At 66.7% G+C, this 19,642-nt stretch carries 19 protein-coding genes; 5 read left to right on the forward strand and 14 right to left on the reverse strand.

Annotation, left to right across the window (positions count from 1 at the left end; translation table 11 throughout):
- Positions 1 to 2: 2 nt before the first annotated feature.
- The gene (locus AC4ELH_RS10015) at positions 3 to 620 is read right to left on the reverse strand and encodes a hypothetical protein (protein WP_064885322.1); all 618 of its coding nucleotides are present in this window, start codon (positions 618 to 620) and stop codon (positions 3 to 5) included.
- A 68-nt stretch (positions 621 to 688) separates the two neighbouring features.
- Between AC4ELH_RS10015 and AC4ELH_RS10020 the strand changes: the two genes are divergently transcribed.
- The 3 genes from AC4ELH_RS10020 (at position 689) to car (AC4ELH_RS10030) (ending at position 8,622) form a co-directional block, all read left to right on the forward strand.
- Positions 689 to 1,324 carry a maleylpyruvate isomerase N-terminal domain-containing protein gene (locus tag AC4ELH_RS10020; RefSeq protein WP_498884319.1) on the forward strand — a complete coding sequence of 212 codons (636 nt, stop codon included), beginning with the start codon at positions 689 to 691 and terminating at the stop codon, positions 1,322 to 1,324.
- A 170-nt stretch (positions 1,325 to 1,494) separates the two neighbouring features.
- Positions 1,495 to 4,980, forward strand: a complete 3,486-nt coding sequence (gene car / locus AC4ELH_RS10025) for a carboxylic acid reductase (protein ID WP_498884321.1) — start codon at positions 1,495 to 1,497, stop codon at positions 4,978 to 4,980.
- Between the two features lie 171 nt (positions 4,981 to 5,151).
- A complete protein-coding gene (gene car, locus AC4ELH_RS10030; protein ID WP_498884322.1) occupies positions 5,152 to 8,622 on the forward strand; it encodes a carboxylic acid reductase in 3,471 nt (1,156 codons plus the stop codon).
- A gap of 95 nt (positions 8,623 to 8,717) precedes the next feature.
- Here car (AC4ELH_RS10030) and AC4ELH_RS10035 read toward each other — a convergent pair whose 3' ends face one another.
- The 7 genes from AC4ELH_RS10035 to AC4ELH_RS10065 all read right to left on the reverse strand — a co-directional run bounded on the left by AC4ELH_RS10035 (position 8,718) and on the right by AC4ELH_RS10065 (position 13,245).
- Positions 8,718 to 9,479 carry a MerR family transcriptional regulator gene (locus tag AC4ELH_RS10035; protein ID WP_064960882.1) on the reverse strand — a complete coding sequence of 254 codons (762 nt, stop codon included), beginning with the start codon at positions 9,477 to 9,479 and terminating at the stop codon, positions 8,718 to 8,720.
- A gap of 97 nt (positions 9,480 to 9,576) precedes the next feature.
- The gene (locus tag AC4ELH_RS10040; RefSeq protein ID WP_064960862.1) at positions 9,577 to 9,960 is read right to left on the reverse strand and encodes a DUF1304 domain-containing protein; all 384 of its coding nucleotides are present in this window, start codon (positions 9,958 to 9,960) and stop codon (positions 9,577 to 9,579) included.
- A gap of 5 nt (positions 9,961 to 9,965) precedes the next feature.
- Entirely contained in the window at positions 9,966 to 11,021 is a 1,056-nt protein-coding gene (gene ruvB / locus AC4ELH_RS10045; RefSeq protein ID WP_055113446.1) for a Holliday junction branch migration DNA helicase RuvB, read from the reverse strand.
- The gene (gene ruvA, locus AC4ELH_RS10050; RefSeq protein ID WP_498884325.1) at positions 11,022 to 11,609 is read right to left on the reverse strand and encodes a Holliday junction branch migration protein RuvA; all 588 of its coding nucleotides are present in this window, start codon (positions 11,607 to 11,609) and stop codon (positions 11,022 to 11,024) included.
- Complete coding sequence (gene ruvC, locus AC4ELH_RS10055) at positions 11,606 to 12,175, reverse strand: crossover junction endodeoxyribonuclease RuvC (RefSeq protein ID WP_064886602.1); 570 nt, start codon at positions 12,173 to 12,175, stop codon at positions 11,606 to 11,608. Before ruvC ends, ruvA begins: the two co-directional genes overlap by 4 nt.
- Before the next feature lie 75 nt (positions 12,176 to 12,250).
- Positions 12,251 to 12,571, reverse strand: a complete 321-nt coding sequence (locus tag AC4ELH_RS10060) for a hypothetical protein (protein ID WP_064886603.1) — start codon at positions 12,569 to 12,571, stop codon at positions 12,251 to 12,253.
- A 71-nt stretch (positions 12,572 to 12,642) separates the two neighbouring features.
- Positions 12,643 to 13,245, reverse strand: coding sequence for a TetR/AcrR family transcriptional regulator (locus AC4ELH_RS10065; protein WP_498884327.1), 603 nt, complete (start codon positions 13,243 to 13,245; stop codon positions 12,643 to 12,645).
- Between the two features lie 68 nt (positions 13,246 to 13,313).
- Here AC4ELH_RS10065 and AC4ELH_RS10070 point away from each other — a divergent pair, with 68 nt between their 5' ends.
- Positions 13,314 to 14,147, forward strand: coding sequence for an alpha/beta fold hydrolase (locus AC4ELH_RS10070; protein ID WP_064886604.1), 834 nt, complete (start codon positions 13,314 to 13,316; stop codon positions 14,145 to 14,147).
- A 36-nt stretch (positions 14,148 to 14,183) separates the two neighbouring features.
- Positions 14,184 to 14,834 carry an NAD(P)H-binding protein gene (locus AC4ELH_RS10075; RefSeq protein WP_064886605.1) on the forward strand — a complete coding sequence of 217 codons (651 nt, stop codon included), beginning with the start codon at positions 14,184 to 14,186 and terminating at the stop codon, positions 14,832 to 14,834.
- Between the two features lie 3 nt (positions 14,835 to 14,837).
- Here AC4ELH_RS10075 and AC4ELH_RS10080 read toward each other — a convergent pair whose 3' ends face one another.
- From AC4ELH_RS10080 to AC4ELH_RS10105, 6 genes are all read right to left on the reverse strand, one after another.
- Complete coding sequence (locus AC4ELH_RS10080) at positions 14,838 to 15,167, reverse strand: rhodanese-like domain-containing protein (protein WP_064886606.1); 330 nt, start codon at positions 15,165 to 15,167, stop codon at positions 14,838 to 14,840.
- A 38-nt stretch (positions 15,168 to 15,205) separates the two neighbouring features.
- Positions 15,206 to 15,625 (reverse strand): MarR family winged helix-turn-helix transcriptional regulator, encoded by a 420-nt coding sequence (locus tag AC4ELH_RS10085; protein WP_498884464.1) that lies wholly within the window; start codon positions 15,623 to 15,625, stop codon positions 15,206 to 15,208.
- Positions 15,626 to 15,628: 3 nt separating this feature from the next.
- Complete coding sequence (locus tag AC4ELH_RS10090) at positions 15,629 to 16,384, reverse strand: YebC/PmpR family DNA-binding transcriptional regulator (protein WP_064886608.1); 756 nt, start codon at positions 16,382 to 16,384, stop codon at positions 15,629 to 15,631.
- Between the two features lie 77 nt (positions 16,385 to 16,461).
- Complete coding sequence (locus AC4ELH_RS10095; protein WP_110777744.1) at positions 16,462 to 16,785, reverse strand: hypothetical protein; 324 nt, start codon at positions 16,783 to 16,785, stop codon at positions 16,462 to 16,464.
- Between the two features lie 28 nt (positions 16,786 to 16,813).
- Positions 16,814 to 18,253 carry an acyl-CoA reductase gene (locus AC4ELH_RS10100; protein WP_498884330.1) on the reverse strand — a complete coding sequence of 480 codons (1,440 nt, stop codon included), beginning with the start codon at positions 18,251 to 18,253 and terminating at the stop codon, positions 16,814 to 16,816.
- The gene (locus AC4ELH_RS10105; protein ID WP_498884331.1) at positions 18,250 to 19,587 is read right to left on the reverse strand and encodes a long-chain-fatty-acid--protein ligase; all 1,338 of its coding nucleotides are present in this window, start codon (positions 19,585 to 19,587) and stop codon (positions 18,250 to 18,252) included. The genes AC4ELH_RS10100 and AC4ELH_RS10105 overlap by 4 nt, the downstream gene beginning before the upstream one ends.
- Positions 19,588 to 19,642 lie beyond the last annotated feature (55 nt).

Below are 19,642 nucleotides of genomic sequence, written 5' to 3' on the forward strand. Positions count from 1 at the left end.
CGCTAGTGCGCGTGGGTGTGACGTCCACCGAAGAATCCACCCCAGGTCCGATGTCTGGGCGCGGGGGCTTCGGTCGGCGACGCGTCTGCGACTGCGACGGGTTCGGCCGACGCCGCCGTGGCGACGGGGCGTTGGGCATATTCGACATCACGCACGCTGCGGACCGACAACCGGCCGACCGCCATGGCCCCCAGCAACACGATCAAAGCACCCAGCCCGGAGAAGTAGGCCAACTCCAGCGACACCCGCTTGGCGTCGGTCACGGCAATCGGCATCCCGGCATCACCTATACCCAGCGGCCCGGCGAGCGCCCGGCCGATCACGAACCACGCTCCGCCCAGTACGGCCAGCCATCCGCCGAAATGAGCCGTGGCCCGGTTCCCCGAAACCAGAAGGAGCAGACCGCCCAGCGCCGTGACAGCGCCCGGAAGCACCTCCAACCAGCCGCGCGCCGACGTCCACACCCAGGCTTGGTCCGGGGTGAAGGCAAAGTCGAAGTACGGTCCGATGAACGGGATCAGCGCACCCCAGATTCCCAGTAGAACCAGCAGAAGTCCGCTGGCGGCACCGCGGCTGCGCCGCATGCGTAGCCGGCCACCGCGGGTATCGAATTCGGTCATGATGCCTCCTTTGACATCCGGGTGGGTACCCCGAACTCGAGCGGGAATAACGCTCCTAGGGTGAGGGCATGCGTCTCGTCGGAAGGTCACTGCGCGATACGTTGGCCGATGCCTGGGAACGTTGGGGCCGACGATGCGCCGAGCTCACCGCGGCACAGTGGCGAACCGCCACCCGGTGTGGCGCCTGGGACGTGCAGTCGCTGGTTGCCCATGTCTGTCCAGAGGCAACGACGTTCGACGGACTCGTCAAAGCCCGGGTGGAAGGCCTGCCCGCAGTGACGGATGCGGCCGAGATGCTGCGCATCTTCAACCAGCCCGACGGGGTCGCCAACACCACGGCGGACCGGATCGCCGCACAGGCTGTGCAGGAAGCCTCGGCACTGAGTCCCGCGGCAGCCTCGGCGCGATTCGCCGACGCCGCGGACCGGATGCGCCGGATGCCCGAAATGGCCCGGGCCGGCGAAACGGTGATCCGCTATCCGGTTGTCGGCAGCACCACACTCGGCGTGGTCGCCGAGGTCGCACTGTTGGAGGCCACCGTGCATCTACTCGACCTGGCCGACGCTGTCGGCGGAGTGACGCCATCGGCGGCGGCTCTGGCTGCGGCGCGCGACCTGCTGATCGCGGTCCCGGATCCAGCAACGGCGGTGGAGGCGCTCGCCGGACGAACGCCCGCGCACGCGGTGGTGCCGACGATCCGGTGATGCAAATAACAGGCCTGTTCCGCACGGTATGCAGGAACGACAGGACTCACAGCACATTGACAGCGGAGAAGCTGGTTTTCCGGAAATAAGTTTAGCTTCACTAACGTAGTAAACCGGTGGCGCAACGTTGCGCTGGTGACTATTTCCGCTATCAACAAAGAGGTTTTTCGATGTCGTTTGATACTCGCGAGGAGCAACTGGCGATCCGCATCGCCGATCTGACCGCTACCGATCCACAGTTCGCTGCCGCGATACCGAGCGACACCGTCACCGCCTCTGTAGACGTCCCCGGCCTCCTTCTTCCCGAGATCGTCCAGACCCTCCTGGAGGGCTACGCCGATCGGCCCGCGCTCGGGGAGCGCGCGCAGGAATTCGTCACCGACCCGGCCACCGGTCGGACCACTGCCCGCCTGCTCCCCCGGTTCGACACCATCAGCTACGGACAACTGTGGGACCGGGTGCGCGCCTTCGGTGCGGCTCTGCACGATTCCGGCGTCAAGCCGGGCGACCGGGTCGCCGTCCTGGGTTTCACCAGCGCTGACTACACCGTGATCGACACGGCTCTCGGCCAGATCGGCGCGGTGTCGGTGCCCCTGCAGACCAGCTCCTCGCCCGAATCGCTGGCGCCCATCGTGACCGAGACCGAACCGACTGTGATCGCCGCGAGTGTCGACCACCTCGCCGATGCCGTCGAACTGGCGCTCACCGCCCACGCCCCGGCTCGGGTGGTCGCCTTCGACCACCACCCCGAGATCGACGATCACCGCGATGCCGTGACATCGGCCGCCGAGCGGCTGGCCGGGGCCGGCGTCACCGTCGAGACCCTGAGCGACCTGCTGGTCCGGGGCGCCGAGCTGCCCTCACCGGAGGCGCCGAAGGCTGACGGCACCGACCCGCTCGCGCTGCTGATCTACACCTCGGGCAGCACCGGTGCCCCCAAGGGCGCGATGTACCTCCAGAGCTCGGTCGGCAAATTCTGGCGGCGCAACAGCAAGGCGTGGCTCGGACCGGTCAGCTCGGCGATCAACCTCAGTTTCATGCCCATGAGCCATGTGATGGGCCGCGGCATCCTGTATGCCTCGCTCGCCGCCGGCGGCACCTGCTACTTCGCAGCCCGCAGCGACCTGTCGACGCTTCTGGAGGACCTCGCCCTGGTGCGGCCCACCGAACTGAATTTCGTTCCGCGCGTGTGGGAGATGATCCACAGCGAGTTCCAGAGCCGGGTGGATCACCGTCTGGCCGAGGGCGGCGCGGACCGTGAGGTCGTCGAGGCCGAGGTGCTGGCCGAGGTGCGGGACAACGTCCTCGGCGGACGCTTCGTCGCCGCCATGACCGGCTCGGCACCCATCTCCGCTGAGCTCAAGACCTGGACCGAGGACATGCTCGGCATCCACCTGCTCGAAGGTTACGGCTCGACCGAGGCCGGTATGGCGCTGTTCGACGGCGTGGCCCAGCGCCCGCCGGTGATCGACTACAAGCTCGTCGACGTCCCCGATCTGGGCTACTTCGGCACCGATCAGCCGTACCCGCGCGGCGAGTTGCTGCTAAAGACCGAGAACCTGTTCCCCGGCTACTACAAGCGTCCCGAGGTCACGGCTTCGGTGTTCGACGAGGACGGTTTCTACCGGACCGGCGACGTCGTCGCCGAGATCGGTCCGGACCAGCTCCGCTACGTCGACCGGCGCAACAATGTGCTCAAGCTCGCCCAGGGCGAGTTCGTCACGTTGGCCAAGCTGGAGGCGGTGTTCGGCAACAGCCCACTGGTGCAACAGATCTACGTCTACGGCAACAGCGCGCAGCCCTACCTGCTGGCCGTCGTGGTGCCCACCGACGCCAGTGTCTCCAAAGAGGCGATCAGCGAATCCCTGCAGGAGGTCGCCAGGGAAGCCGACCTGCAGTCCTACGAGATCCCCCGCGATTTCATCGTGGAGACAACACCTTTCACGCTGGAGAACGGCCTGCTGACCGGTATCCGCAAGCTGGCCTGGCCGAAGTTGAAGGCGCACTACGGCGAGCGGCTGGAGCAGCTCTACACCGAACTTGCCGAGACGCAGGCCGGTGAACTTCGGGCACTGCGCTCCCTGAGTGCCGACGCCCCGGTGCTGGAGACCGTGGGCCGGGCCGCAGGTGCCCTGCTCGGCGCTTCGGCGTCAGACCTGGCGCCGGACGCCCACTTCACCGATCTGGGCGGAGACTCGTTGTCGGCGTTGACCTTCGGCAATCTGCTGCGGGAGATCTTCGACGTGGACGTGCCGGTCGGCGTGATCGTCAGCCCGGCCACCGACCTGGCCGGGATCGCCGGCTACATCGAAACGCAGCGCAGCGGATCCCAGCGCCCGACCTATGCGTCGGTGCACGGCAGGCACGCCGCCGAAGTCAGTGCCTCCGATCTCACACTGGACAAGTTCCTCGACGCCGCAACCCTGGCCGCCGCGCCGGGCCTGCCCAAGGCTCCTGCAGAGGTCCGCACCGTGCTGCTGACCGGCGCCACCGGCTTCCTCGGCCGCTACCTGGCCCTGGAGTGGCTGGAACGCATGGATCTGGTCGACGGCAAGGTCATCGCGCTGGTGCGAGCCAAGTCCGACGAAGAGGCCAGGGCCCGGCTCGACGCCACCTTCGACAGCGGCGACCCAAAGCTGTTGGCGCACTACCAGAAACTGGCCGCCGACCACCTCGAGGTGATCGCCGGCGACAAGGGCGAGGAGAACCTCGGACTGGACCAGCAGACCTGGCAGCGCCTGGCCGACGACGTCGACCTGATCGTCGACCCGGCCGCACTGGTCAACCACGTGCTGCCCTACAGCGAGTTGTTCGGACCCAATGCCCTTGGCACCGCCGAGCTCATCAAGATCGCGCTCACCACGAAGATCAAGCCGTACACCTATGTGTCGACCATCGGCGTGGGCGATCAGATCGAGATCGGGAAGTTCGTCGAGAACGTCGACGTCCGCCAGATGAGCGCGGTCCGGGCGATCAACGACGGCTACGCCAACGGGTATGGCAACAGCAAGTGGGCCGGCGAGGTCCTGCTGCGCGAGGCCAACGATCTGTGCGGGCTACCGGTGGCGGTGTTCCGTTGCGACATGATCCTGGCCGATACGACGTACTCGGGTCAGCTGAACCTGCCGGACATGTTCACCCGCATGATGTTCAGCCTCGTCGCCAGCGGTATCGCACCGGGCTCGTTCTACGAGCTGGACGCTGACGGCAAGCGCCAGCGCTCGCACTACGACGGCCTGCCGGTGGAATTCATCGCCGAGTCGATCTCAACCCTGGGCGGACAGTCCGTCGAGAGCTTCGAGACCTACCACGTGATGAACCCCTACGACGACGGCCTCGGCATGGACGAGTTCACCGACTGGCTGATCGAGGCGGGCTACGCGATCGAGCGGATAGCCGACTACGGGCAGTGGATCCAGCGTTTCGAGAGCACTCTGCGGGCCCTGCCGGACAAGCAGCGTCAGGCCTCCCTGCTGCCGCTGCTGCACAACTACCAGAAGCCCGAGCGGCCGATGTTGGGCGCCCTGGCCCCGACGGACCACTTCCGGGCCGCGGTGCAGGAAGCCAAGATCGGGCCGGACAAGGACATTCCGCATGTCAGCCCGGCAGTGATCGTCAAGTACATCACCAACCTGCAGCAGCTCGGCCTGCTCTAACCCCCCGTGCGCCCGTCCCCCATCGCAGTGGGACGGGCGCACGCCGGGCGTGACCAATCTCGCAGCCACCGGACTGGGATCTCGAAATATAATTAGTTTTACTAACGTAGTAGTTAGTAGGCGCGGCAAATGCGCCGACCATAGTTATTTTGATTTGCTCAGGGGACCGATATGACCACCGAAACACGCGAGGACCGGCTCCAACGCCGCATCGCACACCTGTATGACACCGACGCCCAGTTCGCCGATGCCCGCCCCAGCGACGCCGTCAACGCCGCCGTCGCCCAGCCAGAACTGCGTTTGCCCGCCGTAGTCAAAGGCATCTTCACCGGGTACGCAGACCGGCCCGCCCTCGGGCAGCGCGCGGTCGAGTACGTCACCGACGCCGACGGCCGCACGTCGGCCCAGCTGCTCCCCCGGTTTGAGACCATCACCTACCGCCAGTTGGGCGACCGCGTCCAAGCGGTGACCAACGCCTGGCACAACCACCCCGTGAAGCCCGGCGACCGCGTCGCCATCCTCGGCTTCACCAGCGTGGACTACACCACCATCGATACCGCGCTGATCGAGCTCGGCGCCGTGTCCGTGCCGCTGCAGACCAGCGCCCCGGTCACCACCCTGCGGCCCATCGTCGCCGAGACCGAACCGACCGTGATCGCGGCGAGCATCGATTTCCTCGACGACGCAGTCGAATTGGTGCGCTCCGGACCCGCGCCCGGCCGCCTGGTGGTCTTCGACTACCGGCCCCGGGTAGACGCACAGCGCGAAGCCTTCGAGGCCGCCAAGTCCGCGCTCGCCGGCACCGACGTTGTCGTCGAGCCGCTGGCCGACGTCCTGGACCGCGGCCGGTCGCTGGCCGACGCACCGCTGTACGTCTCCGGCCAAGCCGACCCGCTGGCCATGCTGATCTACACCTCCGGCAGCACCGGCACCCCCAAGGGCGCCATGTACCCGGAGAGCAAGGTCGCCAACATGTGGCAGATCGCCACCAAGGCCACCTGGGACGAAAACCAGGCTGCCCTGCCCGCGATCACCCTCAACTTCATGCCGATGAGCCACGTGATGGGCCGCGGCATCCTGATCGGCACGCTGAGTTCGGGCGGCACCGCATACTTCGCCGCGCGCAGCGACCTGTCGACCTTCCTCGACGATCTCGCCCTCGTGCGGCCGACGCAGCTGAGCTTCGTGCCGCGGATCTGGGACATGCTGTTCCAGGAGTACCAGAGCCGGCTCGACCGTTCCGGCGGCAGTGAGGACGCAGTGCTCGCCGAGGTCCGCGAGGACCTGCTGGGCGGACGATTCGTCTCCGCGATGACCGGTTCCGCGCCGATCTCGGCCGAGATGAAAACGTGGGTCGAGCGGTTGCTCGAAATGCACCTGCTGGAGGGCTACGGCTCGACCGAGGCCGGTTCGGTCTTCGTCGACGGCTACATCCAGCGCCCGCCGGTGATCGACTACAAGCTCGTCGACGTCCCGGATCTGGGCTACTTCCGCACCGACCAGCCCCACCCGCGCGGCGAGCTGCTGGTGAAGTCCGAGCAGATGTTCCCCGGGTACTACAAGCGTCCGGAGATCACTGCCGAGATGTTCGACGAGGACGGCTATTACCGCACCGGTGACATCGTGGCCGAACTCGGCCCTGACCATGTCGAGTACCTCGACCGGCGCAACAACGTCCTGAAGCTTTCGCAGGGCGAGTTCGTCACCGTCTCCAAGCTGGAGGCAGTCTTCGGGGACAGCCCGCTGGTGCGCCAGATCTTCATCTACGGCAACAGCGCCCGCTCGTATCTGCTGGCCGTCGTGGTGCCCACCGATCCCACCGCCTCGAAGCAGGCGATCGGCGATTCACTTCAGGAAGCGGCCCGCACCGCCGGGCTGCAGTCGTACGAAGTTCCTCGTGACTTCCTCGTGGAGACGACGCCTTTCAGCCTGGAGAACGGTCTGCTGACCGGTATCCGCAAGCTGGCTCGTCCCAACCTGAAGAGTCACTACGGCGAGCGTTTGGAGGAGCTGTACACCGAACTGGCCGAGGGGCAGGCCAACGAACTGAGCGAGCTGCGGCGCAATGGCGCCCAGGCTCCCGTGCTCGACACCGTGAGCCGGGCCGCAGGCGCCCTGTTGGGTGCTGCGACAACCGATCTCGCACCCGAGGCCCACTTCACCGATCTGGGCGGGGATTCGCTGTCCGCGTTGACCTTCGGAAACCTGCTGCAGGAGATCTTCGACGTCGAGGTGCCCGTGTCGGCCATCGTCAGCCCGGCATCGGATCTTCGGACCATCGCCGAGTACATCGAGGCTCAGCGCTCCGGTACCAATTTGCGGCCGACCTTCACCTCGGTGCACGGTCGCAACGCGACCGAGGTCCATGCGTCGGATCTGACGTTGGACAAGTTCATCGACGCCGCGACGTTGGCCGCCGCACCGGGGCTGCCCGGTCCGGTCAGTGAGATCCGCACCGTACTACTCACCGGCGCAACCGGTTTCCTGGGTCGTTACCTGGCCCTGGAGTGGCTGGAGCGCATGGATCTGGTTGACGGCAAGGTCATCTGCCTCGTGCGCGCAAAGTCCGACGAGGAAGCCCGCGCACGGCTCGACAAGACCTTCGACAGCGGCGATCCGAAGCTGTTGGCGCACTATCGTGAACTGGCCGCCGACCATCTCGAAGTGATCGCCGGCGACAAGGGCGAGGCCGACCTGGGCCTCGACCAGGCCACCTGGCAACGCCTGGCCGACACCGTCGATTTCATCGTCGACCCGGCCGCTCTGGTCAACCACGTGCTGCCCTACAGCGAACTGTTCGGACCCAACGCGCTTGGCACTGCCGAGCTCATCCGTATCGCGCTCACCACGCGGATCAAGCCGTTCGCTTACGTGTCGACCATCGGCGTGGGCGGCGGTATCGAGCACGGAAAGTTCGTGGAGGACGCTGACATTCGAACCATCAGCCCCACTCGACGTGTCGACGACAGCTACGCCAACGGATACGGCAACAGCAAGTGGGCCGGTGAGGTCCTGCTGCGTGAAGCCCACGATCTGGCCGGCCTGCCGGTGACGGTGTTCCGCTGCGACATGATCCTGGCCGACACCACCTATGCCGGGCAGTTGAACCTGCCGGACATGTTCACCCGCATGATGTTCAGCCTCGTCGCCACCGGTGTCGCGCCGAAGTCCTTCAACCAGCTCGACGCGGACGGCAACCGCCAGCGCTCGCACTACGACGGTCTACCCGTCGAGTTCATCGCCGAGGCCATCTCCACCCTGGGCGCCCATGCCCAGGACGGCTTCGAGACCTACCACGTGATGAACCCGCACGATGACGGCCTCGGCATGGACGAATTCGTCGACTGGCTCGTCGAGGCCGGCTACCCGATCCAGCGCGTGGAGGACTACCAGGAGTGGTTGTCCCGCTTCGAGACCACGCTGCGGGCGTTGCCCGACAAGCAGCGTCAGGCCTCACTGCTGCCGCTGCTGCACAACTACCAGCAGCCCGGCGTGCCGGTCAACGGCGCGATGGCGCCGACCGACGTGTTCCGTGCTGCGGTGCAGGACGCGAAGATCGGCCCCGACAAGGACATCCCGCATGTCACCCGCGAGATCATCGTCAAATACATCAGCGATCTGAAACTGCTCGGGTTGCTGTAACAGACTTCCCCACAAGGGAAGAATCCCCTGAGCGGCCGCGGTCCTTATCCAGGACCGCGGCCAATCAGTATCTGGCGCAGCAAGCCGTTGTCCCGTCAGCGAGCAGCTCGGTCCGCGTTCGCATGAATCGCGTCGCGGCAGAACACCGCCAAGCCCGGAAGCGCGAAAGATTCGTCGTACCTTGCGACGTATGCCGGATCGCTCACGTACATGTCTCCCAGCTTGCGGTGGAATTCGCTCGGGCAGTCGTAGAACCAGCGGTTCACGTGGAGCCGGTGCCGTTCGGCGGCATCCATCGCCGCGTCGGAGTCAGCCGGAAGTCCGCTGCGGAAAGCGTCGGACAGAGCCTGCTCGACGGCTTCTCCCTCGGTCTTGATCTGGATCCACTCGTCCTTGCCGTAGGCCTTCGTTCGACGCTGCGACTCCTTCCACTCCGCGGTCTCGCCCCACTTCTGTTCGACCTCGGCCTGATAGTCGTCGAAGTCGTCGCCGAAGAGTTCGCGCATGTCGTCGTCGGTCATGGGGGTGTTCGTCATTGCCTTCTCCAATGCCTGATCGATGGCCTCGACGAGGTCCTTCATCTCGTCGAGACGGGTCATGACGCGTTCGCGCTGACGGACCAGGTGACTGACCTCATCGCCCTCGTTCAGCAGGCTCGCGATCTCGTCAAGCGAGAACTCGAGCCGGCGGTACACGATGATCTGGGACAGCCGCGTCACGTCGGCCGACGTGTAGACCCGGTATCCCGAGGCGCCACGCCGGGACGGGGTCAACAACCCGATCTCGTCGTAGTGGTGAAGTGTCCGGACCGTGATGCGAAATCGCTCAGCCACCTGGCCGACGGTGAGCTCATCCACCGGCAACTCCTGCGTCATGTTGATCAGACTGGCGCCTCACGTCGCGTGAGGGTCAAGTGCTCTTGCTCGAACCTATGGGGCCGCGTCTGCGAACGGCCTAGAGCAGGCTGACCACGAGCAAGACGACCGCGATCAGTGGGAACGCGCCCTGGGTGATGGCTGCCCGCGCCTTGTCCGGCGAACTGGTCAGCAGCACTGCGGCGGCGGCCAACATGGAACCCACCCCGGCGAACACCAGGGCAGCTCCAACTGCGTTATGCCCCATGCCAACCGCGACGATGCCGACCACGGTGACGATCGCCAGGAACAGGTTGTAGAAACCCTGGTTGAACGCCAGCTCCTTGGTGGCCTGGGCTTCCTCCTCGCTGATACCGAAGGTCGCACGGGTCCGCGGTGAAGTCCAGGTCAGCGACTCCATGACGAAGATGTAGACATGCAGGGCCGCGGCGAGCGCGGCGAACACCAGACCGGCGATAACCATGCCGCCTATTCAAACAGCCCCGGCTGTCCCAGTCCGGTAACCGGCGGTTGCATACCCAGATGAGTCCACGCCAGCGGCGTGGCCACCCGGCCCCGCGGCGTTCGCGCCACCATGCCGGCGCGCACCAGGAAGGGTTCGCAGACCTCCTCGACGGTGGAGGCCTCCTCGCCTACGGCCACCGCCAGCGTCGACACCCCGACCGGGCCACCGCCGAAACTGCGGGTGAGCGCCGACAGCACTGCACGGTCCAGGCGATCGAGCCCGAGTTCGTCGACGTCGTAGACCTCGAGCGCGGCCTTGGCGATGTCGCGGGTGATCACCCCGTCGGCGCGGACCTCGGCGTAGTCCCGGACCCGGCGCAGCAGCCGGTTGGCGATACGCGGTGTACCGCGGGAGCGCCGGGCGATCTCGGTACCGGCCTCGCGACCCAACTCGATGCCGAGGATGCCTGCCGACCGGGCCAGCACCCGCTCGAGTTCGACCGGCTCGTAGAAATCCATGTGCGCGGTGAACCCGAAGCGGTCCCGCAGGGGGCCGGTCAGCGCACCGGACCGGGTGGTGGCCCCTACCAACGTGAAGGGTGCGACCTCGAGCGGGATCGACGTGGCGCCAGGGCCTTTGCCGACCACCACGTCGACGCGGAAGTCCTCCATCGCCAGGTACAGCATTTCCTCGGCCGGCCGGGCGATGCGGTGGATCTCGTCGATGAACAGCACGTCGTGCTCGACGAGGTTGGACAGCATCGCCGCCAGGTCACCGGCGCGCTCGAGCGCGGGGCCCGAGGTGAGCCGCAGCGACGAGCCCAGCTCGGCCGCGATGATCATCGCCAGCGAGGTCTTGCCCAGCCCGGGCGGGCCGGACAGCAGGATGTGATCCGGTGTGCCACCGCGATTCTTGGCGCCCTCGAGGACCAGTTGTAGCTGCTCCCGTACCCGGGGCTGACCGATGAACTCTCCGAGGGAGCGCGGTCGCAGGCTGGCGTCGATGTCGCCCTCGCCGACCGTCAGCGCCGGCGAGACCTCCCGCTCGTCAGGTTCCTCGGTGTCGTCGAAACGGCCCATTTACTTCTTACCCAACATGGACAGCGCGGCCCGCAGCGCGGAAGACGTGGTGGCCTCGGGGTTGTTGGCCAGCACCTTGTCGGTGGCCTCCTCCGCCTGCTTGGCGGCAAAGCCAAGTCCGACAAGGGCTTCCACCACAGGAGCGCGCACCGCGTGGCCGATCGCCCCACCGATGGCCCCTGGGGTGACCGGACCGATCTTGTCCCGCAGCTCCAGCACCATGCGCTCGGCACCGCGCTTGCCGATACCGGGAACCCGGGTCAGCGCGGTCACATCGCCGTCGGCCAGCGCCTGCCGCAGGGCCTGCGGGTCATAGACCGCCAATGTCGCCAAGGCGATCTTGGGGCCCACGCCGGAGACGCCGAGCAGTGTCAGGAACAGGTCGCGGGCGTCGCCGTCGGCGAACCCGTAGAGCGTCATCGAATCCTCGCGCACGATCATCGCGGTGATCAGCCGCGATTCGGTGCCACGGCGCAGGTTGGCCAGCGTCGAGGGCGTGGCCATCACCTTGTAGCCGACACCGGCGGCCTCGATCACGGCATGGTCGAGCGCGATGTCGATGACCTCGCCGCGCACCGAGGCGATCATGTCCGGGCCGCCTTCGCGGTGGCCTTCAGCCGGGCCTGGTACTTGCGGCGTTGTTCGGCCGCCATGGCCTCGGCGGCGGCCATGCGCTCGATCATCGGGGCGCGCCAGCAGTGGCAAATGGCAAGGGCCAGCGCGTCGGCGGCGTCCGCCGGAGACGGCTTGGCTTGCAGCGCAAGAATTCTGGTGATCATCTCGGTGACCTGAGCCTTGTCGGCACGACCGTTTCCGGTAACTGCCGCTTTGACCTCCGAGGGGGTGTGGAAGTGCACCTCGATGTCGCGCCGAGCCGCTGCCAGGGCGATCACTCCGCCGGCCTGGGCGGTACCCATCACCGTCGACACGTTCTGTTGTGCGAAGACGCGCTCGATCGCGATCACGTCGGGTCGGTGGGTGTCCATCCAGTACTCGGCAACGTTGCTGATCTCCAGCAGCCGCTTCTGCAACGGTGCGTCAGCCGGGGTGCGGACCACGTCCACATCGAGGGCGGTGACCTGCCGGCCCTTGCCGCTCTCCACCACGGACAGGCCGCAGCGCGTCAACCCGGGATCCACTCCCATCACCCGCACACGAACCCCTTCGTCAGAACATCTGTTCGATAGCCTAGCGGGCCGGGTCGGCGGGGTGTGGCAGGGACACGCCAATCACCGGTAGTGCGAGACACCCGCCCCGAGGATGCTCTGGCGGATCTGGTCGATCCGTCGCCCCGATGCCCGCCAACCCCTGACGCGTTCGGTGCCGACTTCCCGCCCAGCCCGCTCGATCACGATCTTCCAGGGCACCCCGAGAAACTTCGCCGCGAACCAGATCGGCCAGGCCAGAAGAACCAGCAGCGAGACGATGGCAAAGATCGCCCCGACCACACCGTCGGAGTCTCCCCACGTATCCGGGGCGTACATCCACTTGCGTCGCACCATCCAGGTGACCCCGTGCGGGTCGGTCACCGCCGCGTTGACCAACTGCATGACCCCGCCTTCCCAGCGCACCCACAAACGACCGAGATCACCGTAACCGCGCGAACGAGGGTGCAGTGCGCTCAATTCGTCGTATCGGTCAACACTCGGACCCCCAGCGCGATCCCTCGATACTGCGGGGCCAGTGCGCGGCCGGCTGCCAGCAGCGGTTCGACGTCACGCAGCGTGCGCGCCAGGATGAACGCGCCTTCGAGTGCCGCGACGATCGCAATCGTCACCTCGCGCGCCATCGGCGGGTCCACGCCTCGTTGGGCGAAGTAGGCGGCGCCGCCGTCGAGCCACGCGGTGAACACCCCCGCCGCGACAACCCGCAACTCCTCGACGGTGTCGGAGGTTTCGGCCGCCACCGTGCCGACCGGGCACATGTTCGCGTAGCCGCTGGCTGCCATGTCCTCCGCGGCTTGGCTGAACACCCCCTCGACCGCACGGCCCAGGTCGTCGTACTCATCGACGATCGTCGGAACGAGCAGCCCGTAGGCAGCTCCCGCATCGACCAGTGCCTCGCGGGCGATCTGCAGCTTGCCGCCCCGGAAATGGTGATAGAGCGACCCGATCGGGGCGCCGGAGGCCGCGACGATGTCCTTCATGCCGACCGCCGCGTAGCCCTTGTGCCGCATCAGTTCGGCGGTGGCCGTCAGGATCGTTTCCCGCGTGGACCTTGCCATCTGAACCTCCTGCCGACACACTAGAGCATAAATTCTAGAATCAACGTTCTAATGCCAGGAAGGTCGCCATGAAATCAGTGGAACTGCCCGCGGGGACCATCGAATATCGCGAAGTGGGGGATCCGTCCGGGCCGCCGGTGGTGCTGCTGCACGGACTCTTGATGAACGACACGCAGTGGACGACGACGCTGCCGCTGCTGCCTGCCGGGTTCCGCTATCTGCTGCCGGTGCTCCCCCTGGGTGGACACCGCATCCCGATGCGGGAGGACGCGGATCTCAGGATGGACGGGATGCTCGGCATCGTCGCCGATTTCCTCGACGCCCTGGATCTGGCGGACGTCACCCTGATCGTCAGCGACTGGGGCGGACCGCTGTTCCTGACCGACACCGGACGCGACAAACGGGTGGCACGACTGGTGATCTGCCCGTCGGAGGCGTTCGACAACTTCCCACCAGCGCCCTACGCCAAGGTGCTGTGGCTCGCCAGCCGCACCACCGGCACCGTCTCCTTCGCACTACGCCAGATGCGCATCGAGTGGCTGCGCCGGCAACCGATACTGTGGGGCGAGATGGCGAAAAAGCCGATCCCCCAACATCTTTTCGAGGGTTGGACCGAAGCCGCGCTGGCCGATCGGCGGATCCGCCGCGACCTGATCAGCTACTGCCGCAGCCGATTCGACAAAGCCGAGTTGATCCGGGCCACCAACTCCCTCGCCGATTTCACCGGCCCGTCGCTGGTGTTGTGGAGCGACAACACCGTGATGCCGCCCGCACACGGGCGGCAACTGGCCGACCTGCTACCCGACGGGCAGCTGCGCCAGATCGCGGATGCGCGAGTGCTCATCATGCTCGATCAACCCGAACAGACTGCCGAGGAGATCGGCCGCTTCCTGACCCGCTGAACGACCCGGGCTACCGTGTCGGTGGGAGGTACGGAAATGCGCGTGGTCATTGCGGGCGGACACGGAAAGATCGCCCTGATCCTCGAACGGTTGCTGGCCGCACGAGGGGACGAGGCGGTCGGGCTCATCCGCAACCCGGCCCAGTCGGCGGACCTGGAGGCGGCCGGGGCGACCCCGGTCGTACTGGACCTGGAGAGTGCATCGGTCGACGACGTGGCCGACGCCGTGCGCGGCGCTGATGCTGTGGTATTCGCAGCGGGCGCCGGGCCGGGCAGCGGCGCCGCCCGCAAACAGACCGTCGACCGGGATGCCGCGACCCTGCTGGCTGACGCGGCCGAGGCGGCGGGCGTGAGCCGCTACGTGATGGTGTCGGCACTTGCGGCCGACGATCGCTCGCTCGACAAGAACTATGACGAGGTGTTCCGCGCCTATATGCGGGCCAAGTCGGAGGCCGACGCCGACGTTCGGGCGCGCGCGGGCCTACGCACCACGATCGTGCGGCCGGGCGGGCTCACCGACGATCCCGGGACCGGAACTGTCACGGTCGCCGAAGCCACCGGACGCGGCAGCATTCCCCGTGAGGACGTCGCTCGAATACTCCTCGCCGTACTGCACGAGCCGGAGACCGCGGGCCGGACCTTCGAGGTGATTTCGGGGTCGACGCCCATCGACGCTGCACTGCGCTGACCGTCACCCGGTGAGCGGTCCACCCGCCGCACGCCAGTGGATCAGGCCGCCACTCATGTTGACGGCCTCGAAACCGTTCTCCACCAACAGGTTCGCCGCACCCGCCGACCGGATCCCGCCGGTACAGAAGGTGATGAGCAGGCGGTCGTCGGGGAGGTCCAGGCAACGCTCGGGCAATTCCTCGAGCGGCATGTGCACCGCAGCCGGGATGTGGACCCGATTCCACTCGAACGCGCGACGGACATCGATGACCAGTGCGCCCGCCTCGACGAGTCGGACTGCCTCGGCGGCGCTGACCGCCGGCGGCCGGCGCAGGTAGTGCCGAAAACTCATGAGCCCACGCCTTCCATAACCTTCAGCCTAGCTGAAGGTTATCGGGAACCCGGCATGATCCGAGTCATACAAGCGCGGAGCGCTTCGGTCAGTTCGGGGTGTTCCGCGGCGAACTGCGCATCGAGCCTGGTCACCACCTCGGCGGCCCGGTCCAACAGTGCCGCGCCTTTTGCCGTGACCTGCAGTGTCGACGCGGCGCCGGCATGCGCCGTCGCATCGTCGACCAGGCCCGCCTCGACGAACGACGCCACGGCGGCGTGTGCGCTCTGCACGGTGATGCGCGAACGTCGCGCGAGTTCACTGAACGAGATGCCCGGATTACCCCGAACATGCCCCAGCAGCCCGTACTTGCGAGTGGTCAGCCCGAGGGGTTTCAGCGCGTCGGTGAACGCGGATTCCCAGACTCGGCTGACAGTGAGCAACCCGACGGTCGGGCTGAAGGGGGGCGGCTCGGGCAGTGGCTACTCCTCGTCGAGCTGCGCAGCGACATCGTCGGGGATGTCGATGTTGGTGTACACGTCCTGCACGTCGTCGCTGTCCTCCAGCGCATCGACGAGCTTGAGCACCTTGCGGGCGCCCTCGAGGTCGACGGGCACACTCACCGAGGGCTGGAAGCTGGCCTCGGCCGAGTCGTAGTCGATGCCGGCGTCCTGCAGCGCGGTGCGCACCGCGACCAGGTCGGTGGGCTCGGAGATGATCTCGAAGGCGTCGCCGAGGTCGTTGACCTCTTCGGCACCGGCCTCCAGGACTGCCATCAGTACGTCGTCCTCGGTCAGACCGTTCTTCTCCAGCGTCACCACGCCCTTGCGGGAGAACAGATAGGCCACCGAGCCCGGGTCCGCCATGTTGCCGCCGTTACGGGTCATCGCGACCCGCACCTCGCCGGCGGCACGGTTGCGGTTGTCGGTGAGGCACTCGATGAGCACCGCCACCCCGTTGGGGCCGTAACCCTCGTAGGTGATGTTCTGCCAGTCGGCGCCGCCGGCCTCTTCGCCACCGCCGCGCTTGCGGGCGCGCTCAATGTTGTCGTTGGGTACCGAGCTCTTCTTCGCCTTCTGGATGGCGTCGTAGAGGGTGGGGTTACCGGACGGGTCTCCCCCGCCGACACGTGCCGCGACCTCGATGTTTTTGATCAGCTTGGCGAACATCTTGCCGCGCTTGGCATCGATGACGGCCTTCTTGTGCTTGGTGGTGGCCCACTTGGAATGGCCGCTCATGCAGGTACGCCCCTTTTCCGGTTAAAACTCCGGCCCTCCAGTTTACGTGGCCGGTCCTACCGCGCTCGATACGACGTCTACAACGCCTGCAGCAAGACGAGCGTGGTGCCCGCCGAGGCGGCGCACAGCACCGGCCAGTACCAGATGTGCCAGTGCCGCCAATGCCCGATCGCCATGCCGATCGGGGCCAGGACGACCAGCGCCACGGTCAGCACCGCCCATCCCGCCATGGTCGCCGCGTCATCGGCCTGGTCGGGAAACGCACCGCTGAAGCCCACCGGAAAGATCGCGGCGAACGCCAGTAACACTGCAATCAGGCCGACGAAGGCCCATAGAGCCCAACTGATCACCGACTCGACGACGCCTGGCCGCCGAACCGAGGTTCGCGACGACACGGACATGCACGGAGCGTACGCCGATCCGCCACGGTTACCCGGTAGCCACCGGCAGCGCCGCGTTGGCATTGACGTTGAGATTGCCGCCGAAAATATCGTCGTCGCCCATCCAGTGCACGAACCGGGCCAGCGGGTACATCGCATCGTGCGGACCACCGGCGACATGGCCGTTGGCGGTGCCCACCCGGCACACCCGCTGGCCACCTGCGCCGGCAAGCGCATCGCGCAGCTGGACCTTGCGCTCATAGGGGTAGACGCCGATGGTCTGGGTCGCAACGTTGACGTGGCGGATCGCGTCGTCGAGCGAGGCCACCATGACGACGTTGGAGACTTTGTTCGACGGTTGGAAGTCCACCGGCGTGTCGGACAGCAGCACCATGCCGCGCCCGTCGAAGCGGCCGAACACCTCGAGTTCGTCACCCATCGCACCCATCACCTCGATCTCGTCGCGGACGTCGGTGGGCGGCAACGGCGCCACGGCCGACCCGAACATCCGGTCGGCGCCCAGCCGCGGCCAGAGCGCGGCGCAGAACCGCCTGGCCTCGGCCGGATCGGTGGTCTCCAGGAAGACGAATCGACTTGCCAGACAGGCCTCCTGGTTGAACACGCAGGTGTCGGCGGCTACCCGCTCGGCCACCTCGGCCAGCACCTCGTCGGAGGCGAACACCTCACGGCCGATCATCGAGATGGAGCTCTTGGGGTCGAACGACACCAGCTGAATTCCTGGCCCCAGGTAGCGGATGACGTTGTTTATGGCCGGTCCACCGCCCCACGCCACGATCTTGTCGAAGTACTGCGGACGGTAGATGGTGCGCTCGACCGTCTCATCACCGCCGGCCCAGTACACCGCCGACATCGACTGCACCACAGGATGATCGGCGTCGATCTCGGCCATGGTCCGTAATACCGCAACGGTGGTGAACGGGTCTGAGGACGGCATCTTGAACAGGTTGACGGCCTTGACCAGAGCGCCCTGGGCGATCGAGGCGATACAACCCGCCGGGGCGTTGCCGGCCAGCATGTGCACCATGCGGGGCGGGAAGGCCCGGATCGCACCGGTGTTGCCGGCCGCATCCGTCCGGCTCACCCAGCCGTCGAGCACCGCCGGGTCGGCGAAGTTCGAGTCGACCTGCGCCCACAGACTGTCGCGGCGCAGCAACTCCGGAGCGGTGCGGTACAGGTTCTCCACCACCCGGCGGGGCAGCGGGTTGGTCTCGGCCACCAGATCCAGGCAGCGCTGCAGGTGCGGGTTGTCGTCGAGCGCCAGTCGCTCGCCGGTCTCGACGAGGAAGTCGATGATCTCGGCCAGCGGCACGTCCAGCAGTGGCGGCAGCTGGGCGCGGGGCGTGATCAGGGCATCCAGATCGATTGCCGGCGTGATGAAGTCGATGCCCAGATCGCGGGAGGTGTGGCGGACCGCGTCACCCTCGACGAGCTCACCGCGAATCATGAACGGAGCGTTCAGCGGGCTCATGCCTCACCCCGCACGTAGGCGTCGATGGTGCCCGAGCAGGTGATCTTGTCCCCGCCCAGATCGGCGTAGCGGGTGATGTCCGGCCCGACGGTCGGACCTTGATGACCGCACTCACAGGCACCGAAATCGGCGTCGATGCGGTCCCCGGAGATGACCCCGCCCCAGCGGCCGTCCAGCGACACGTCGAAGAATGCGCCGCGCGCCTGCACCGGTCCGGATGAGATGTCGACGAGGTTCTCGCCGGGCTCGTCGAGTGGCAGCAGCAATACCCATGGCGGCACGTGGTAGCGGCCGGCCGGGCACTTCGGGAAGGGGGTGTTCAGTTCCTGCATCGTGTAGAAGTGGTACACCCGCTCGTCGGCGATGTTGAACGTGTCGAAGATGAACTCCCGGTAGTCCGGCGGCAGCGCGGCACCTTTGAGACCGCCCGCCACCAGCAGCGCGGTGTCATCACGGAAGTCGTTGCCGGAGATTCCTTTTGCCCGTACCCCCTGAGCCACCTGGTACAGGGAGGCGAACATCCCGGTCAGCAACAGTTGCCGTTCCCGACTGGCGATCAGCTCATCGACCGCGCCGGCGGTGGCGATGTCCATCGCGCTCTGCCGGCCGGCGCTGGTGGTCTCGAATGCAGCGATCTCCGAGGGGCCGGCCGTGCCGTCGGCAATGCGCCGGCGCAGGTCGATCATGCCCATGATGGAACCGACCGAGATGGGGTCGACGGGCAGCTGATAGGTGTCGGCCTCGGTCGAGAACGCCTCGACCAGCGCGATCCTGGTGCGTTCGTTGCGCTCGACATTGGTGCGCGGCCCCAGGCCGAACAGCTTGCGCGTGCCGTCGGCCGGTATGCCGGTGGCCCAGGTCAATCCGGTGACATTGGCCCGTGAGGCGACGTCGAGGTCGGACTCCGAGCAGGCGATCATGGCCGGCTTTCCGGTGGTGCCGCTGGAGCAGGTCAGATAGCACCCGACGGACTCCATCCGGGTCACGAAGTCGTCGAGACCGGCGACCCCGCCGACGTCGACTCCCGCCGGATCACATGTGGAGACCGTGCCGACCCATTTGGCCATCCGGTCCCATCGACCGTCGGTCAGCCAATTCTGGGCGTAGCTCTTGTAGGCGCCGTGGGCGAACAGCAGCGGCACCAGGTCCTGGACCGCGACCACCTTGGCGATGTCGGCAGACTGAGATCGGTTGCGCAGCAATGGGATCTGTTCGGCGTGCACAGTGAACCGCTCGTTGACCGCGTCGATCTGCAGCTGCCGCACGTCGGCGGGTGCAATGTCGTAGCGATCCGGCGCGGTCTGCAGGGCGAGGAGTTGGTCGACTGCAGTCATGGTGGCTCCTGACGAATTTGGGAGAACTCCCGATTAATAGCACCTAATGCGTTTC

This window comes from Mycobacterium shunyiense, from assembly GCF_058270075.1.

Excerpts from the sequence above, each read along its gene's own strand:
- AC4ELH_RS10040 (WP_064960862.1), bottom strand. The coding sequence starts at position 9,960 with ATGGTTATCGCCGGTCTGGTGTTCGCCGCGCTCGCCGCGGCCCTGCAT.
- AC4ELH_RS10060 (WP_064886603.1), bottom strand. The coding sequence starts at position 12,571 with ATGCAGTTGGTCAACGCGGCGGTGACCGACCCGCACGGGGTCACCTGG.
- car (WP_498884322.1), top strand. The coding sequence starts at position 5,152 with ATGACCACCGAAACACGCGAGGACCGGCTCCAACGCCGCATCGCACAC.
- AC4ELH_RS10070 (WP_064886604.1), top strand. The coding sequence starts at position 13,314 with ATGAAATCAGTGGAACTGCCCGCGGGGACCATCGAATATCGCGAAGTG.
- AC4ELH_RS10075 (WP_064886605.1), top strand. The coding sequence starts at position 14,184 with ATGCGCGTGGTCATTGCGGGCGGACACGGAAAGATCGCCCTGATCCTC.
- ruvA (WP_498884325.1), bottom strand. The coding sequence starts at position 11,609 with ATGATCGCCTCGGTGCGCGGCGAGGTCATCGACATCGCGCTCGACCAT.
- AC4ELH_RS10020 (WP_498884319.1), top strand. The coding sequence starts at position 689 with ATGCGTCTCGTCGGAAGGTCACTGCGCGATACGTTGGCCGATGCCTGG.
- AC4ELH_RS10065 (WP_498884327.1), bottom strand. The coding sequence starts at position 13,245 with ATGGCAAGGTCCACGCGGGAAACGATCCTGACGGCCACCGCCGAACTG.
- ruvB (WP_055113446.1), bottom strand. The coding sequence starts at position 11,021 with ATGGGCCGTTTCGACGACACCGAGGAACCTGACGAGCGGGAGGTCTCG.
- AC4ELH_RS10105 (WP_498884331.1), bottom strand. The coding sequence starts at position 19,587 with ATGACTGCAGTCGACCAACTCCTCGCCCTGCAGACCGCGCCGGATCGC.
- AC4ELH_RS10015 (WP_064885322.1), bottom strand. The coding sequence starts at position 620 with ATGACCGAATTCGATACCCGCGGTGGCCGGCTACGCATGCGGCGCAGC.
- AC4ELH_RS10080 (WP_064886606.1), bottom strand. The coding sequence starts at position 15,167 with ATGAGTTTTCGGCACTACCTGCGCCGGCCGCCGGCGGTCAGCGCCGCC.
- AC4ELH_RS10100 (WP_498884330.1), bottom strand. The coding sequence starts at position 18,253 with ATGAGCCCGCTGAACGCTCCGTTCATGATTCGCGGTGAGCTCGTCGAG.
- AC4ELH_RS10090 (WP_064886608.1), bottom strand. The coding sequence starts at position 16,384 with ATGAGCGGCCATTCCAAGTGGGCCACCACCAAGCACAAGAAGGCCGTC.
- car (WP_498884321.1), top strand. The coding sequence starts at position 1,495 with ATGTCGTTTGATACTCGCGAGGAGCAACTGGCGATCCGCATCGCCGAT.
- AC4ELH_RS10095 (WP_110777744.1), bottom strand. The coding sequence starts at position 16,785 with ATGTCCGTGTCGTCGCGAACCTCGGTTCGGCGGCCAGGCGTCGTCGAG.